The organism is Streptomyces sp. NPDC004134, from assembly GCF_042874195.1.
GTDB lineage: Bacteria > Actinomycetota > Actinomycetes > Streptomycetales > Streptomycetaceae > Streptomyces.
Map to the genome: position 1 here is coordinate 105,340 of NZ_JBIAMS010000006.1, position 15,349 is coordinate 120,688.

General features: G+C 73.5%; 12 protein-coding genes. 6 read left to right on the plus strand and 6 right to left on the minus strand.

The window, feature by feature from the left end:
- Positions 1 to 10 precede the first annotated feature (10 nt).
- The 6 genes from ACFYVJ_RS10740 (at position 11) to ACFYVJ_RS10765 (ending at position 7,662) form a co-directional block, all read left to right on the plus strand.
- Positions 11 to 964 carry a carbohydrate ABC transporter permease gene (locus ACFYVJ_RS10740; protein WP_388888841.1) on the plus strand — a complete coding sequence of 318 codons (954 nt, stop codon included), beginning with the start codon at positions 11 to 13 and terminating at the stop codon, positions 962 to 964.
- Entirely contained in the window at positions 954 to 1,793 is an 840-nt protein-coding gene (locus ACFYVJ_RS10745) for a carbohydrate ABC transporter permease (RefSeq protein WP_388888843.1), read from the plus strand. The genes ACFYVJ_RS10740 and ACFYVJ_RS10745 overlap by 11 nt, the downstream gene beginning before the upstream one ends.
- Positions 1,794 to 1,836: 43 nt before the next feature.
- Positions 1,837 to 4,095 carry a glycosyl hydrolase family 28-related protein gene (locus tag ACFYVJ_RS10750; protein ID WP_388888845.1) on the plus strand — a complete coding sequence of 753 codons (2,259 nt, stop codon included), beginning with the start codon at positions 1,837 to 1,839 and terminating at the stop codon, positions 4,093 to 4,095.
- Between the two features lie 54 nt (positions 4,096 to 4,149).
- The gene (locus tag ACFYVJ_RS10755) at positions 4,150 to 4,671 is read left to right on the plus strand and encodes a metallophosphoesterase (protein ID WP_388888848.1); all 522 of its coding nucleotides are present in this window, start codon (positions 4,150 to 4,152) and stop codon (positions 4,669 to 4,671) included.
- Positions 4,668 to 5,129: a LamG-like jellyroll fold domain-containing protein gene (locus ACFYVJ_RS10760; protein ID WP_388888851.1), complete on the plus strand. Its 462-nt coding sequence runs from the start codon at positions 4,668 to 4,670 to the stop codon at positions 5,127 to 5,129. The genes ACFYVJ_RS10755 and ACFYVJ_RS10760 overlap by 4 nt, the downstream gene beginning before the upstream one ends.
- A gap of 106 nt (positions 5,130 to 5,235) precedes the next feature.
- Positions 5,236 to 7,662: a hypothetical protein gene (locus ACFYVJ_RS10765; protein ID WP_388888854.1), complete on the plus strand. Its 2,427-nt coding sequence runs from the start codon at positions 5,236 to 5,238 to the stop codon at positions 7,660 to 7,662.
- 7 nt (positions 7,663 to 7,669) lie between these two features.
- Here ACFYVJ_RS10765 and ACFYVJ_RS10770 read toward each other — a convergent pair whose 3' ends face one another.
- The 6 genes from ACFYVJ_RS10770 to ACFYVJ_RS10795 form a co-directional block, all read right to left on the minus strand.
- Complete coding sequence (locus ACFYVJ_RS10770) at positions 7,670 to 8,299, minus strand: maleylpyruvate isomerase family mycothiol-dependent enzyme (protein WP_388888856.1); 630 nt, start codon at positions 8,297 to 8,299, stop codon at positions 7,670 to 7,672.
- A gap of 225 nt (positions 8,300 to 8,524) precedes the next feature.
- Positions 8,525 to 9,283 (minus strand): hypothetical protein, encoded by a 759-nt coding sequence (locus tag ACFYVJ_RS10775; protein ID WP_388888859.1) that lies wholly within the window; start codon positions 9,281 to 9,283, stop codon positions 8,525 to 8,527.
- Complete coding sequence (locus tag ACFYVJ_RS10780; protein WP_388888862.1) at positions 9,280 to 10,125, minus strand: carbohydrate ABC transporter permease; 846 nt, start codon at positions 10,123 to 10,125, stop codon at positions 9,280 to 9,282. The genes ACFYVJ_RS10775 and ACFYVJ_RS10780 overlap by 4 nt, the downstream gene beginning before the upstream one ends.
- Entirely contained in the window at positions 10,122 to 11,066 is a 945-nt protein-coding gene (locus ACFYVJ_RS10785) for a carbohydrate ABC transporter permease (RefSeq protein ID WP_388888865.1), read from the minus strand. Before ACFYVJ_RS10785 ends, ACFYVJ_RS10780 begins: the two co-directional genes overlap by 4 nt.
- The gene (locus tag ACFYVJ_RS10790; RefSeq protein ID WP_388888867.1) at positions 11,063 to 12,349 is read right to left on the minus strand and encodes an ABC transporter substrate-binding protein; all 1,287 of its coding nucleotides are present in this window, start codon (positions 12,347 to 12,349) and stop codon (positions 11,063 to 11,065) included. The genes ACFYVJ_RS10785 and ACFYVJ_RS10790 overlap by 4 nt, the downstream gene beginning before the upstream one ends.
- A 302-nt stretch (positions 12,350 to 12,651) precedes the next feature.
- Complete coding sequence (locus ACFYVJ_RS10795; protein ID WP_388888870.1) at positions 12,652 to 15,156, minus strand: GH116 family glycosyl-hydrolase; 2,505 nt, start codon at positions 15,154 to 15,156, stop codon at positions 12,652 to 12,654.
- Positions 15,157 to 15,349: the final 193 nt, after the last annotated feature.

Consider the following 15,349-nt stretch of genomic DNA (forward strand, 5'->3'; position numbering starts at 1 on the left):
CGGCGCCGCCATGGCGACCCTGGAACGCGCCCGGGCCGGGGCGGCGGACCCGCGCCCGCGCGGGGACGGCCCCCGGCGGCCCTTCTGGACCGCCCGCCGCCGGGACCAGTTGGCCGGCTACCTGTTCATCGCCCCGCAGTTGCTGGGCAGCGTCCTGTTCGTCCTGATCCCGCTGGCCCTGGTCTTCTGGTACAGCTTCCACGAGTGGAACGTGCTGGCCGGCAGCTTCCACGGGGTCGGCGCGGACAACTACCGGGCGCTGGCCGACGATCCCAAGCTGCCGGGCGTGCTGCGCGCCACCGCGTTCTTCTCCGTCGGCCTGGTGGTGCTGAACCTGAGCCTCGCGCTGGCGCTCGCGGTGCTGCTCAACCAGAAGCTGCGCGGCAGCATCGTCTTCCGCACGCTGTTCTTCTCGCCCGTGGTGGTCTCGCTGGTCGCCTGGACGATCGTGTGGGGCTTCCTGCTGCAGAAGAACGGCGGCATCAACGCCGGGCTCGACCTGATCGGCGCCGAGGGGCCCAACTGGCTGCGCGGCGAGACCTCGTCGATGATCTCGGTGGTCGTGGTGCAGGTCTTCAAGAACGTGGGCCTGAACATGGTGCTGTTCCTGGCCGCGCTGCAGGGCGTGCCACGCGAGCTGTACGAGGCCGCCACGGTGGACGGCGCCGGGCGGTGGCGGCAGTTCCTGCGCATCACGGTGCCGCTGATCAGCCCGACGATCCTGCTGACCTCGATCATCACGGTGGTCGGCTCGCTCCAGGTGTTCGCCCAGATCGCCGTGCTCACCCAGGGCGGCCCCGGCAACTCCACCACGGTCCTCGTCTACTACCTCTACCAGCAGGCGTTCGAGTTCCACCACTTCGGCTACGGCGCGACGCTCTCCGTGCTGCTCTTCCTCATCGTGCTCGTGCTGACCGTCGTGCAGTGGCAGATGCGCAAGAAGTGGGTCTTCCATGAGTCATAAGCTGCCCCGGCGCGCCAGGCTCGTGCTCTACGGGGTGCTGCTGGTGCTCCTCGTCCCCTTCGTCTTCCCGACGTGGTGGATGGTGACGTCGTCGCTGAAGCCGGCGAGCGAGATCTTCGCGTTCCCGCCGTCGCTGCTGCCCGGCGACCCCGGGTTCGGCGCGTACGAGCGGGTCTTCGACCTCCAGCCGTTCGCGCAGCAGTACTGGAACAGCATGTACATCGCGGTCGTGGTGACCGCGGGCACCCTCGCGGTGTCGTCCATGGCCGGCTACGCCTTCGCGCGCATCCGGTTCCGCGGCCAGAACGCGCTGTTCCTGGTGGTGCTCACCGGCCTGCTGATCCCCAGCGAGGTCACCATCGTGCCGCTGTTCCAGACGTTCAACGACTGGGGGCTGACGGACACCCACTGGCCGCTGGTCCTGGTGCCGGTCCTCGGCGCGCCGAGCGTGCTGGCCACCTTCATCATGCGGCAGTTCTTCATCACGCTGCCGGCCGAGCTGGAGGAGGCGGCGCGGATGGACGGCCTGGGCCGCTTCGCCATCTACTGGCGCATCGCGCTGCCGCTGGCGCGGCCGGCGCTTGCGGCGGTCGGGATCTTCACGTTCCTGCACAGTTGGAACCTGTATCTGGAGCCGATCGTGTACCTCTCCACGCCGGAGAAGTTCACGCTGCCGCAGGCGCTGACGCAGTTCACCGACGCCTACGGCGGCCCGATGTGGGACGTGCAGCTCGCCGCCGCGTCGCTGACCGCGCTGCCGGTGCTGGCCGTGTTCGTCTTCGCGCAGCGCCAGTTCGTGGAGGGCCTCGCGCACACCGGTCTGAAGTGACCGCCTTGTTTCCCGTACGTTCCCTCCTGCCGCAGGAGCCGCGATGTCCCCGTCACCGTCCTCTCCGTCCTCGTCCCCGTCCGCCATGAGCCGCCGCGGCGTGCTGCGCGGCGCCACCGCCGGCGGCACGGCGCTCGCCCTCGGCGCCCTCGCCAGCGGAGCCGCCACCGCCGCGTCCACCGCCCTCGCCGGCTCCGCTCCCGGTGCCGCCGCGGCGGCCGGCGGGCCGTCGTGGGACCCGGTCCGCTTCGGCTCGTCGTACACCGCCCGCCCGCCGGACCCCGGCGCCGTCCTCCTCGGCGGGCCCGGCTTCGCCGTCCACGGCGACGGCGAGGGCGACGACACCGCGGCGCTCCAGGCCGCCGTCGACGAGGCGTCCCGCCGGGGCATCGCCGGCAAGCTCGGCGACATCCTCGGCGGCGCCCGCGACTTCCCGCACGGCGACGGCGGCGGCGTCGTCCTCGTCCCCGCCGGCGGCTACCGGCTCACCGGGCCCGTCGACGTACACGACTCGGTGCGCATCGTCGGGTTCGGCGCCCGCCGGCCGGTGTTCGTGCTCGGCGCGGCCACCCCCGGGTACGCCGCGGGAACGGCGCGCGACGTGTTCTCCTTCCGGCGGCGGCCGGTCGGCGGCCCCGTGTCGTACGCGAACAACGACACCTTCGGCTCCGGCCTGGTCAACCTCGACATCCGCATCGGCCCCGGCAACCCGGACGCGATCGCCGTGCGCTTCGGCGGCGCGCAGTCGTGCCTGCTCCAGGACCTCGACATCGACGCGGGCAGCGCCCGCGCGGGCATCGACCACAACGCCAACCTGATCCACCGCGTGCGGGTGCGCGGCGGCGAGGTCGGGCTGCACGCGTACGCCGCGTCCGCGGGCTGGCAGACGACGCTGCTGGACTGCCGGTTCGAGGGCCAGCGCCGGGCGGCGGTGTCGATGTTCAACGACGCCAAGCTGGTCGTCGTGCGGACCGCGTTCTCCGGTACGCCGCGGGCGTTCGAGTCGGCGCCGGACCAGTGGCAGCACCTCCACGTCCAGGACTCCCACTTCGAGGGCGTGAGCGACGCCGTCGCCGTGCTCAACGACAGCGACTCGCTGCCCGGCGCCGGGAACGACCTGATCCGGCGCAGCAACCAGCTCACCCTGCTCGACTGCACCGCCACCGGCACCCGCGACCTGCTGCTCCTCGCGCAGAGCGGCGCGCGCACCTCCGGCCCGCGGCCGTCCGGCAGGATCCGGGAGCTGACGTACGGGCTGCGCGTCGAGAACGCGCTCGGCCGGCGCGAGTCGCGCCGCGAGGGCGTGTACGCCGACCTCGCCCGCGGCGCGCCCGGCGCCCTCGTCCGCGCCGGGCTGCGCGCCGACACGCCCGCACCGCCGCCGGTGGGCGAGTGGGTCAGCGTCGCCGACGTGGCGGCGGAGATGGGCCGGACGATCGGCGCGGGCGAGGACGACCTCGACGTCTTCCAGGCGGCGGTCGACCGGCACGAGACGGTGTTCGTGCCGATCGGGCAGTACCTGTTCACCGACACCCTCGAACTGCGGGCCGGAACCAGCCTGATCGGGCTGCACCCGCGGCAGACCTGGCTGCTCGCCGCCGACGGCCACCCGCACTTCGCCGACCCGGACGCGCCGCGCGCGCTGCTCGCCACCCCGCGCGGCGGCCGCAACACGGTGAGCGGGCTCGGCCTGGACACCGCGCGGCGGACGGCGGGTTCCGTGAACCTGCTGTGGCGGTCCGGCGCCGGTTCGTATCTGGCGGACATCGTCACGCAGTTCGTGAAGTGGCACCCGGAGGACGTGCAGTCGGGCGACCCCGGCTACGCGTACCGCGGCGCGCACAAGTACGGCATCTGGGTGCGCGGCGGGGGCGGCGCGATGGCCACGTGTGGAGCATCAACGGCTGGGCGGAGAACGGGCTGCTGGTCGAGGACACCGACGTGCCGACGCGGCTGTACGAGGTCTCCGTCGAGCACCACGAGACGCGCGAGGTGGTGCTGCGCCGGGTCCGCGACTGGTCGTTCCTCGGCCTGCCGACGGAGGACCACATCTACGGCTGGCGCTCGCAGGCGGTGGAGATCGAGCGCTGCGCCGACATCCTGCTCGCCGGCTCGGTGCTCTTCCGCGTCGCCACCGTGCAGGGCCCGTACCCGTACGCGGTCGGGGTGCGCGACTCGAAGCGCATCACCCTGCGCGGCAACCGCGGCTACCGCGACAAGACACCGGAGTTCACGCAGTGGGGCGCCGCGCTCAGCGACACCCGTACCGGACGGACCGTGCCCGAGGCCGAGTTCACGCTGATCGCGACCTGACCGCGCCCCGACCGGCCCGGTCCCGGGCGGGTTTGGCCCGGCGATGAGCGCCGACCCGGAGCCGCTGCGCGCGACGTTCCGGTACCTGGCCGCCGAGCGCCGGGAGGCGAACATCGCGTTCATGGCGCACCTCGGCGACGTCACCGAGCACGGCACGGCCGACGAGATCGACCTCGCCGCCGCCACCTTCCGCACCCTGGACGGCTCGGTCCCGTACAGCGTGCTCGCGGGCAACCACGACGTCGACGGCTCCAAGGACGACCAGCGGGGCGACAGCCCGTACCTCGGCGCCTTCGGCCCCGACCGCTACCGCCGCATGGAGACGTACCGCGGCGCCTCGGACGACGGCTACAACACCTGCCACGTGCTCCGCGGCGGCGGGCGCGAGTGGCTGGTGCTGGCGCTGGACTGGCGGCTCTCCGACCGCGGGCTGAGCTGGGCGCAGGGCGTCCTGGACCGGTTCCCGAAGCTGCCGGCGATCCTGACCACGCACGACCTCGCCTGGTCGGACGACGACGGCGCGGCGCAGCTCTCACCTCCGGCTACACGATCGAGACGTTCGTGAGGCTGCCGGAGCCCTTCGAGGGCGACCACGCCTGGATGGGCATCCTGAGCTGGGAGGGCCGCAACGGCGACGCGGGCAAGACCACCGGCTGGTCGCCGGACGAGCCGACGTGCAGCCTGAACCTCTCCCCGGAGCGCTTCCTCCAGTTCGTCGTCTACCCGCACCGGCAGGACGCCGACCCCACCTCGTGGAGCCACACGCTGCCGGTGGGCCGCTGGATGCACCTGGCGGTCGTCAACGACGGCCGCCGCACGATCGTGTACGTGGACGGCTCGAAGATCGCCCGCAACCCCGCCCAGCGCTCCACCGGCATCGCCACCCTCGGCAAGCCCTTCGTCATCGGCGCCACGCAGTTCGACGAGCGGTTCGGGCAGGGCTTCTACGGCTGGATCGGCGACACCCGCATCGTGGCCAGGGCGCTGTCCCCGCGGGACTTCCTCGCCCCCGCCGCCCCCTGACGGGGCGGGACCCGGCGGCGCCCGGCGGCGGGCGCCGATCACGGTCCGGGGCGTTTCCTGCGCGCAGCCCGTAGGCTCGGAGGGCAACAGCAGGCAGGAACCGCGTATGACCCTGTTCGACAAGCTCAGAGCCCGGCTCGCCCGCGTCGTGCGGCGGGTCGGGCAGGCCGCGCCGCCGCGGGACGCCGTCGTCCTGCGGTGGCTCGCCTTCGTGGTCGCGGCGCTCGCCACGGCGGTCCTGGTCATCGCGGGTACGGCCCGCTCCACCGTCGCCGACGCGGGCTTCTACCGGGCCGCGCTCGACCGGGAGCACGCCTACGACCGGCTCTACGACCAGGTGCTGGTCGACCCCGAGGCGTCGGGCGTCACCCGCGACCTGCTGGCCCGGCTGCCGGTGCCCGAGGCGGTCGTCACCTCGAACCTGAAGACGGTCCTGCCGCCGACCACCGCGCGGGCCCTGGCCGAGGACGTCATCGGGGACGCGGTGGCGTACCTGCGCGGCGAGAAGGACGACCTGACCCTGGAGGTCGACCTGCGGCCGGTGCTCGACAACCTGGGCGCCGTGGGCAACGTCCACTTCGCCGACGTCGTCGCGAACCTCCAGGACAAGCCCGCCCCCGACTACGCCGCCTTCCAGTCCGATCTGGGCGAGGCCGTGAACCGGATCGCCGACGGCGAGCGCCCCGAGGGCCTGCCGACCCTCGACCTCACCGAGGAGCAGGCGAGGACCGCCACCGACACGGTGCTGCGGGCCGTACCCGCGGACGAGCGGGCCGAGCTGCGCCCGCGGCTGCTCGCCGCGCTCGGCGTCGGCGACCTGGCCACGGCGCTCGCGGAGGTCGGGCCCGCGCTCTTCTCCGGACGGGAGGAGAGCGCCGCTTCCGCGCTGCGGAACACGGCGGACGGGGTGTCCTGGGACCTGGCCTCCGAGTTCGGCTCCGGCGACGACGAGCTGCGCCCGGCGCGCGAGGCCCGCGCCTTCACCAAGCTGGGCCTGGGCTGGGTGCAGACCGGCGCGGTCCTGCTGGGGCTGGCCTCGCTGGCGGTGCTGTGGCGGTACGGGCCGCGCGCCCCGGGCCGCCGGCTGATGCGCATCGGCGGGGCGCTGGCGTGCGGCGGCGCGCTGACGTTCGTGCTGGCGCTGGTGGTGCGCGGGATGGTCGGCGGCAGCATCGCCGCCGCGCCGCGGAACTGGCCGGACTCCGCCGCCCGGCTGCTGGCCGACGTGCAGCGCACGGCGCTGGACCGGCTCTACACGGTCGCGCTGACGACGGCGGCGGTACCGCTGACGGCGGGGGTGCTGCTGGCCGCCGGCGGCTGGCTGTGGCACCGCAGGGCGACGGCGATCGCCGCGGCGCGGGCGGCGGCGGCCGAGGCGGGGACGACCGCGGAGCCGGCGGCCACGGGGGCCGGCGAGCCGGAGAGCGCCGGGGAGCCGGGTGCCGGAGAGCCGGGAACGGGCGCCCCCGGCGCCCCGGAACCCGGCGCCGCCGAACCGCCCGCCCCCGCCGCGCCCGGCACTGCCGGACATGCTCCGCCCATGCCGCCGCGCTACCGCTGGGGTGCGGTCGGCGTCGTCGTCGCCGCGCTGGCCGGCGCCGTCTTCGTACCCAACGCCTTCGGCGGCGAGTCCGACCGCCGCTGCAACGGGCGCGAGGAACTGTGCGAGCTGCGCTACGACGAGGTGGCCCAGCTCGCCTCTCACAACGCGATGGCCACCTCCCAGGACCGCTTCATCGCCCCCTTGCAGGACCCGTCGATCAGCGGCCAGCTCAACGACGGCGTCCGCGCCCTGCTGATCGACACCCACCGCTGGGAGACCCCGCCGGAGATCACCGAACGGCTGGCGGAGTCGGACTTCACCCCGACCATGCAGCGGCAGATCCGCTCGGTGCTCAACACCGTCGACCCGCCCCGCAAGGGCACCTGGCTCTGCCACGCCGTCTGCCGCGGCGGCGCGCTGCCGCTCGTGCCGGAGCTGGAGAAGATCGGCGACTGGCTGGAGCAGAACCCGTCGGACGTGGTCACGCTGGTGGTCCAGGACGGCATCAGCGGCGCCGACACCGCCGCCGCGATGCGCGAGGCCGGGCTGGAGGACGTGCTCTTCACCCCGGACGACGATCCGGACAAGCCCTGGCCGACGCTCGGCGAGATGATCGACGAGGACCGGCGCCTGGTGGTGTTCGCGGAGAAGGCGGACGGCCCGGCGCCCTGGTACCGCAACTTCTACCGGTACGGCATGGAGACGCCGTTCGCGTTCCGTACGCCTGAGGCCATGACGTGCGCGCCGAACCGCGGCGGTGAGAACAAGCGGCTCTTCCTCATGAACCACTTCATCACCAACAGCGGTGGCAGCCGCCTGGACGCGGGCCGCATCAACGCCCGCGACTTCGTGCTCGACCGGGCCCGCGAGTGCGAGCGCGCCCGCGGCCGGCCGGTGAACCTGGTGGCCGTCGACTACGCCACGATCGGCGACGCCCGCGGCGCCGTGAACGCACTCAACGACGAACGCGTCGCCCGCCACGAGGACTGAGCGGGTGTCACCGGCCCGGTGTCGCGAGCGCGGCGGTTCCCGGCCCCTCCAGCTCCTCCAGCGCCACCCGCCGCCCGGAGACGGCCAGCAGCAAGGAGAGCGCGGGTCCCCTGACTTCCGGACCGTCTCCGACGGACAGGTCGGCATCCACTGCCGTGAGCCGGACCCGGGCCGTCAGCTCCTTGGCTCCGCCGAAGGACGCGGGAGTACGGGCCTGCAGGCGCAGCGACCGCGCGACGGCCTCCGCCGGGTAGGAGCGGGTGAGCCCCAGCGGCCTGCGGATGTCCTCACCGTGGACGACCTCCTCGACGAGCCGCGTGTCCAGCGGCGCCGGCGGGGCCGACGTCCGCAACGCCACCTGCCGGAGCCGCTGCAACGTCTCCTGCGGTGAGGCACCGCGCTCGCGTTCCACGCCACGTGCGTTCTGACGGTCGAAGTCGAACCGCTCCCGGACGAGGCCGGTCACGAAACCCAGGCGGGTCGTCCGGGCCGTGTCGACCAGATGGGCGGCCACGTCCCGCACCGTCCACCCCTCACAGAGCGACGGCTGCCCCCACTGCTCGTCGTCGAGGCCCGCGAGGTCCTCGATCAGCGCCGCACGCTCCGCGTGCACCATCGGCCAGACATCGTTCTTCATCGGCGTCTCCTCCACCCGACCACATCACTCGCCCCGTAGGACCACCGCCACCGCAGGAACTCATCGCCCGGTGGGTGTGACCGGGACCACCCCGGCCTCGCGCGTCCCGCGCTCAGCGGGCGTCTGCCGGCCCGGGTACGGAGATGGTGCCGTGCGCCGGCACCCCGCGCGGCGGGAGGGGCTGACGGCGTACGGGTGGCGTGCCGGCGCCGGGCCGTACGCGCGTCAGCCCCGGTCCTGCTCCTCTCCCCCGGCGGTGGCCGCGCCGTGGCGCGCCAGGGCCGTCGCCGTCGCGGCGGCCGCGACCAGCGCCACCGGTAGCGGGACGAGGAGCAGCAGTGAGGCCGTCCAGCGCAGCGAGGCCCACAGACCCAGCAGCGCCAGCGACGGAGCGGCGAGGAACCGCGCCGGATGGCGGGCGACCAGGTGCGCCGCGCAGACCCACAGCAGCCGGCCGCGCAGCGCCGGGCGGGCCGCGCCGAGGGACAGCACGGCCGGCAGGGCGAGCAGCCCGGCCACCGCGCACGCGCCCCCGGCGGCCAGCGACGGCAGCAGCCACCCGCTCCGCGACTGCTGCCACAGCGACAGCGCCGCCAGGAACGCCGCCGCCGGCACCGCGGGCACCAGCGTCTGCGCCGCACCGAACCGCCACAGCGCGCGCAGTCCGCGCCCCCAGTCGCGGAGCCCGGCCTCGCCGTCCGCGGCGATGCGGTCGGCGGCGGCGGTGAGCGCGGCCAGCCAGGGGCCGGTGAGCACGGCGGCGACGAGTACGGAGACGGGGGTGACGCCCGGCGCGAGAAGGACGGCGACGGTGCCGGCGGCGCAGACCGCCGCCCCCGCGACGGCCAGCGCCGGCAGGCTGGGCCAGGCGCCGCGCAGCACCCGCCGCAGCACGTCGTCCTCGGCGACCGGCGCCGGCGCCTGCGCGGTGGCCGCGTACCGGATCGGCCCGGTCCGCGGGACCGCCGTCGCGTGCCGCCTCATCCGCGCAGTCCCGCCTGCGCGATGCTGGCCACGAACGAGCGCTGGAAGACCAGGAACAGCGCCAGCACCGGCACCACCACCGCCGTGATCGCCGCGAACACCACCACCGGCGAACCGCCGTGGCTGGCCTGGAGGGTGACCAGGCCCACCGGCAGGGTCATGTGCTCCGGGGTGCTGAGGAAGATCAGCGGGCCGAGGTAGTTGTTCCAGACGGCCTGGAACGTCAGGATCGCCATCGCCGCGAGTGCGGGCCCCGACAGCGGCACGATGATCCGGAAGAGGATCCACAGGTGCCCGGCGCCGTCGATGCGCGCGGCCTCGTCCAGTTCGCGCGGGATGGTGTTGAAGTACTGCCGGAAGAAGAAGATCGAGAAGACGTTGATCAGCGCGGGCAGCCAGAGCGCGGGCAGCGAGTCGATGAGGCCGAGGTTGCGCATCAGCACGAAGACGGGGATGACCGTCATCTGCGCCGGGATCATCAGCGCGCTGAGCAGCACCAGGAAGATCCCGTCCCGGCCGCGGAAGGCCAGCCGGGAGAAGGCGTACGCGGCGAGCACGCTGACCAGCAGCGAGCCGGCGGTGGCGATCACCGCGACCTGGAGGCTGTTGAGCGCCATCCGGCCGAACGGGATGGCGTCCGGCACGGCGGCGAAGTTGTCGGTGGTGAAGGGCTTGGGGATCCAGTTGGGCGGCAGTTCGAAGGCCGCCTCCTCCGCCGTGAGGCTCTGCACGACGAGCCAGACGAGCGGGGCGATCATGACGAGCCCGACGGCGACCAGGAGGAGTTCGAGGAGCAGGTGGGCCGGGCGTACGCGCCGGCGGCTGCGGATCCGTACGGTCACTGCTGGTGCACCCACTTCCGCGAGCCCCAGAACTGCAGCAGCGTGACGGCCGTCATGATCACGAAGACCAGGATGGACACGGCCGCGGCGTAGCCGATCTGGAAGGACTGGAAGCCCTTCTGGTAGAGGTACATGACGATGGTGATGGTCGAGTTCTCGGGCCCACCGTCGGGCGTGATGATCTGCACGGGGTCGAAGATCTGGAACGCCCCGATGAAGGTGACGACGGCGGCGAAGAAGATCGTCGGGGACATCATCGGCAGGGTCACCCGCCAGAAGACCTGGTGCGGCCGGGCGCCGTCCACACGCGCCGCCTCGTGGAGTTCGCGCGGCACGGTCTGCAGCCCGGCGAGCATGATGACGAAGGTGAAGCCGATGGTGTGCCAGAAGTCGATGGCGATGATGGCGGGCAGCGCCCACGCCGGGTCGGTGAACCACTCGGGCGGCGTGACGCCGATCTCGCCGGCGTAGTGGGTGACGAGCCCGAACGTCGGGTCGAGCACGTACTTCCAGAGGAGCGCGACCGCGGCCCAGGAGATGACGAACGGGAAGAACAGCGTGGTGCGGACGAAGTACGAAAGCGCCCTGTTCATCATCCGGTTGACGCCCATGGCGAGCAGCAGCCCGCCGCCGAGGTGGGTGACGACGGAGGCGAAGGCGAAGACGAAGGTGTTGGCCAGCGCCTCGTAGAGCAGCGGGTCGGAGAACATCTCGGTGAAGTTGCCGACGCCGTTGAACTCGGCCGGGGTGAGCATGTCCCAACTGAAGAAGGCCAGCACGACGGCGACGACGAACGGCCCGGCCACGAACGCGAGGAAGAGCAGCAGCGCCGGGCTGAGGAACGCGTACCCGACCCACTCGCCGCGCCGGAACCGGCCGCCGCCGCGCGCCGCCCGGCGCGGGGCGGCGGCCCGCTTGGGCCGTGCCTGGGTCAGGGTCACAGCAGCCCGCTGAGCTTGTCGTTCGCACTGCCCAGGGCCTCGGCGGCGGGCTGGTTGCCGAGGATGGCCGCCTGCCAGCCCTGGGTGATGGCGGCCTGGGCCTCCGCGCCGCGCTCGGGCGACGGGATGGGGGTGCCGTAGCCGAGGGCGGCGGGCAGGTTCTCGGTGCCGGCCGGGGCGTCGTCGGTGAACGCGGGTCCTGCGGCGACGGAGTTGCGGGCGGGGATGTTGGTGCCGCCGGAGGCGGCGTAGAAGGTGGACGCCTCCTTCGACATCATCCACTTGAGGAACTCCCAGGCGGCGTCCTTGTTCTTGGAGGCGCGCAGGATCGGCCAGCCGTCCCAGCCGACGGTGGCACCGGCCCGGGTGTTGCTCGGCCAGGGCACGATGCGCACGGAGTCGGTGAGCTCCAGCCGGCGCATGTCGAGCGTGGCCCACCGGCCGGCGCCGAAGGTGGCGAGCTTGCCCTTCCGGAGCTGGCCCGCGGCGTTGAAGTTGCCGCCCGGCTTGGGCGAGAGCCCTTCGTCGATGAGGCTCTTGACGTACTCGGCGGCCTCGACGGCGGCGGGGCTGTCGAACGTCGCCTCGTCCCAGGCGGCGTTGTGGGTGCTGGCGCCGTTGGTGAGCAGCCAGGGCATGATGTCGAGGAACGGGAACGCGAAGCCGGCGGGCAGCAGGAACGCGCCGGTCTTCGCCTTGATGCGCTCGCCGGCGGCGCGGAAGTCGTCCCAGGTCCACTCGGCTTCCGGCAGGTCGACGCCGGCGTCGGCGAAGACCTTGGTGTTGCAGTACAGGACCGAGGTGTTGTAACCGCCGGGTATGTAGTAGGTCTTGCCGTCGGTGGAGCCGTAGGTCTCGGTCCACTCCCTCAGCTTGGGGTCGGTGTCGGAGAAGTAGTCCTCGACGGTCTTCCTGTCCCTGTCCATGTACGCGTCGAGGGGTTCCAGGAGGCTCTTGGAGGCGAACAGCCGCTGGCCCTCGGTGGCGACCTGGACGATGTCGGGGACCTTGCCGCCGGCGATCTGGGTGGAGACGGTGTTGGCGAAGTTGCCCCAGGTCTCGGCGGCGATGCCGCGGGCCTTGATCTTCACCTTCGGCCTGGACTTGTTGAACTCGGCGAAGAGCGCGTTGAACGCCTCCTGCTGGGTGGCGTCGCCCAGATACACGAGGTCGAGCGAGGACGAGTCCCCCGACGCCGATCCCCCGCACGCCGCCAGGCTCCCCGCGGCGGGCGCGGCGAGCGCCGCCGCGCCCAGCGACCGCAGCACCTGACGGCGCGACATTCCTCCCGGTCCGACCCAACCCATTGCGGCTCCTCTCACTGGTCCGGCACCGGTTTCCGGCAGCGCGGACTTTTCGGCATGTACGGGCGGAACAGGGCGTGAAATCGATTTCTTGCCTGATGGCCAGCCATGCAAGCAGCGCGTCACCGCGGGGGTCAAGAGGCGTGCACGCGCAATCGCCGTACGGCCGCCGCGGGGGCGGCCGTTCGCGCCGGTACGGGCCGGGCGCCCGTGCCCGTACGGACCGGGAGCCCCGGCCGTGCGAGCCGGGCGCCCTCGTCCGTACGGACCGCGCGTCCCCGCTACGCGGGCGGCGGCGCGGCGGCCTCCCCCGCGCCCGCGGCCGCGGCGCGCAGCCGCACCGCGAGCGGCCCGCCGCTCCCCTCCGCGGACGGCTCCCAGACCGCCTCCGCCGCGGCCCCGTCCGGGCCCGCGGTGACGTGCACGACCCCCACGTGCCCCCCGGCGACGACCGGCCAGCGGCCCGGCAGCGGGTCGAGTTCGACGGTCCCGGCACCGGCGTCCACCACGGTCCGCGGCCACGCGTGCGCCAGCCCGAACGAGGCCATCGAGCGCACGTAGTGGTTGCCGCACTCCACCTCGTTGAACGGGTTGCGCACCCGCCCGTCGTAGCGGTCCCGGACGTCCGCCACCACGTGCTCCGCCGCTTCCCTGTCGCCCTGCGCGGCGAGCCCGAGGGCCGCGGTGTACTCCACGCCCGTCCATACCTCGTTGCAGTACGGAAACGGTCGCGTCGGCCGGCCGCCGCGTGGATACGTACAGTTCAGCAGCCCGTGCTCGTCACCGAGCGCGAAGGTGCGCAGATGGTTCATGTGCGAGTGGAACTCCGCGCGGTGGTTGTGCCGCAGCACGCTGCGCAGCGCCGTCCTGGTGTGCGCGGGATCGAGCCGGTCGTCGAGCCCGCAGAGCACGGCGTACGTGTGGCCGGCGAGCTGGTCGCCCATGCAGCCGGGGCCGATCTGCAGGTCGGGGTCGACGAGGTCGTCGGAGCCGACGTCGGGGTTGTCGCCGTCGTAGCGGATGCGCAGGCCCTCGGCGATGTTGTCCGCGGAGCCGGCGGGCAGCACCTTCTGCCCGTAGTATGCGCCGTTGAACAGCTCCGCGTCCGTCCTGGCCGCGCCGCCGGCCAGCACCTCCGCGCAGGTGGCGGCGAACGCGTGGTCGCCGAGGGCCCGCGCCATCCGCTCGCAGGCGGCGAGCGCGGCCAGATACCAGGACTGGTTGACGCCGCTCGGCCCGTAGTACTCGACGTCGCTGGTGCTGTGCTGGCAGCCCTCCATCAGCCCGTCGCGGTCCGCGTCCCAGCCGAGCGGGATCCAGGCGAACTCGAGCGCCCGGCGCGCGCCCGGCCAGAGCGCGGCCAGCAGGTCGTCGCGGCCGGTCAGCCGCCAGGTGCGGTAGAGCCGGACGAGGGCGCCCATCTGCCCGTCGGCGGCGGCGATGCGCCAGCCGGTGCCCTCGCGGTCCAGCGGCAGCCCGGCGCGGAAGCTCATCATGCCGCGCTCGTCCAGCGCGTGCGCGAACTCGACCTCGCGCATCGTCCAGGCCAGGTCGGGGAAGAGCTGTTCCAGCGCGTACTGGTAGTTCCACACGTGCGTGCAACTGCCGTGGCAGCTCCCGTGGTCGGGGTTGCCGCCCTCCCAGGCCAGGAAGGTGCCGTCGGCGATGCGGAAGCAGGTCGGCGTCTTCAGCACGGCGGCGTTGGAGAGCACGGCGTCCTGGACGGCGGGCGGCAGGCTGGAGGTCGTGACGGCCTCGACGTAGGCGCGGGTGCGGCGCTCGTGGTCCGGCAGCCGGGGCGCGAGCCCGCGGACCACGTCGGCGGCGTCGGAGTAGCGGGTGGCGTAGTGGTTGCCGACGGTGTCGGCGCTGTGGCCGTAGTCCGGCGGGCCCTGGAAGCGGTGGCTCCAGCCGCGGCGGTGCGGGAAGTGCCAGGCGACGGCGAAGGTGAACTCCCGCTCGGCGCCCGCCGGGAGGCGGTCGGAGACCACGAGGGAGCCGGTGGGTACGCGGGCGCCCTCGGCGGGCTCGGCCAGCCGGCCGTCCTCGGCGAAGTCGTCCCAGAAGTCCAGCAGCGAGTCGCCCCAGGAGCGGCGCGCCCAGGTCAGCCGGTGGCTGGTGACGGGCCCGCCGAGGGCGGCGAGGGCCAGCGTGCCCCAGCTCTCGTCGCCCTCGGCGACCTCGGTGGTGTGCCCGGACAGCACGGTGGCGCCGTCGAGTTCGAGGAGGCGGAAGGCGTTGCCCGCGGGCAGGCCGCCGGTGTGGCGGCGGCCCGCGACGTGCTGGAGGTTGCCGCAGACGTCGACGGCCAGCTCCTCGGCGCCGGTGTTCCGGACCGTCACGCGGTAGACGAGGGCGGGGATGCCGCTGGCGTCGGCGTCGCCGGGGACGAGCGGGTTGAAGACCCGTACGGTCGCCGCCACCGGCAGCTCCGGGTCGGTCAGCCGCACCTGGCCGAAGGGGTAGGCGGCGGCGAACTCGCCCTCGCGGAACCGGGGCAGGCCGTGCAGCGCGGACGTGCTGCCGGCGTGGCCCGCGTACTCGCCGGGGAGCAGGGCCGATTCGAGGACGCGGGTGAAGGACCCGGCGGCGCCCTCGGCCCGCAGGCAGAAGAACGAGTCGGGGGTGAAGCCCTTGGCGGGCCGGTTGAACAGCTCCCAGTCGAGCAGTTGGCCGCGCCCGCCGAAGCCGATGGAGCCGGTGCCGATGCCGCCGACCGGCATGGCGATGTGGGCGAGCCGGTCGCCTCGGTAGCGGCGTACCACCGGCCAGGGGGTGTCGTGCATGGTTCCTCGCTTCCTCGGGTGCCGGTGCGGACGCCCGGGACGTACACCCCCCGTGTGCGCGGCGTACGTCCCCGGGGCGCCCGCTGGTAGGGGACCGTATCCGAAATCGATTTCATCCGGCAGGTGCCGTACGCGGGTGATCGCGGCCGGGTGCGAGGGGAGCGGCGGAGGGGTCCGTGTCCGGATGGCGTCG

Excerpts from the sequence above, each read along its gene's own strand:
- ACFYVJ_RS10740 (WP_388888841.1), top strand. The coding sequence starts at position 11 with ATGGCGACCCTGGAACGCGCCCGGGCCGGGGCGGCGGACCCGCGCCCG.
- ACFYVJ_RS10745 (WP_388888843.1), top strand. The coding sequence starts at position 954 with ATGAGTCATAAGCTGCCCCGGCGCGCCAGGCTCGTGCTCTACGGGGTG.
- ACFYVJ_RS10750 (WP_388888845.1), top strand. The coding sequence starts at position 1,837 with ATGTCCCCGTCACCGTCCTCTCCGTCCTCGTCCCCGTCCGCCATGAGC.
- ACFYVJ_RS10755 (WP_388888848.1), top strand. The coding sequence starts at position 4,150 with ATGAGCGCCGACCCGGAGCCGCTGCGCGCGACGTTCCGGTACCTGGCC.
- ACFYVJ_RS10765 (WP_388888854.1), top strand. The coding sequence starts at position 5,236 with ATGACCCTGTTCGACAAGCTCAGAGCCCGGCTCGCCCGCGTCGTGCGG.
- ACFYVJ_RS10770 (WP_388888856.1), bottom strand. The coding sequence starts at position 8,299 with ATGAAGAACGATGTCTGGCCGATGGTGCACGCGGAGCGTGCGGCGCTG.
- ACFYVJ_RS10775 (WP_388888859.1), bottom strand. The coding sequence starts at position 9,283 with ATGAGGCGGCACGCGACGGCGGTCCCGCGGACCGGGCCGATCCGGTAC.
- ACFYVJ_RS10790 (WP_388888867.1), bottom strand. The coding sequence starts at position 12,349 with ATGTCGCGCCGTCAGGTGCTGCGGTCGCTGGGCGCGGCGGCGCTCGCC.
- ACFYVJ_RS10795 (WP_388888870.1), bottom strand. The coding sequence starts at position 15,156 with ATGCACGACACCCCCTGGCCGGTGGTACGCCGCTACCGAGGCGACCGG.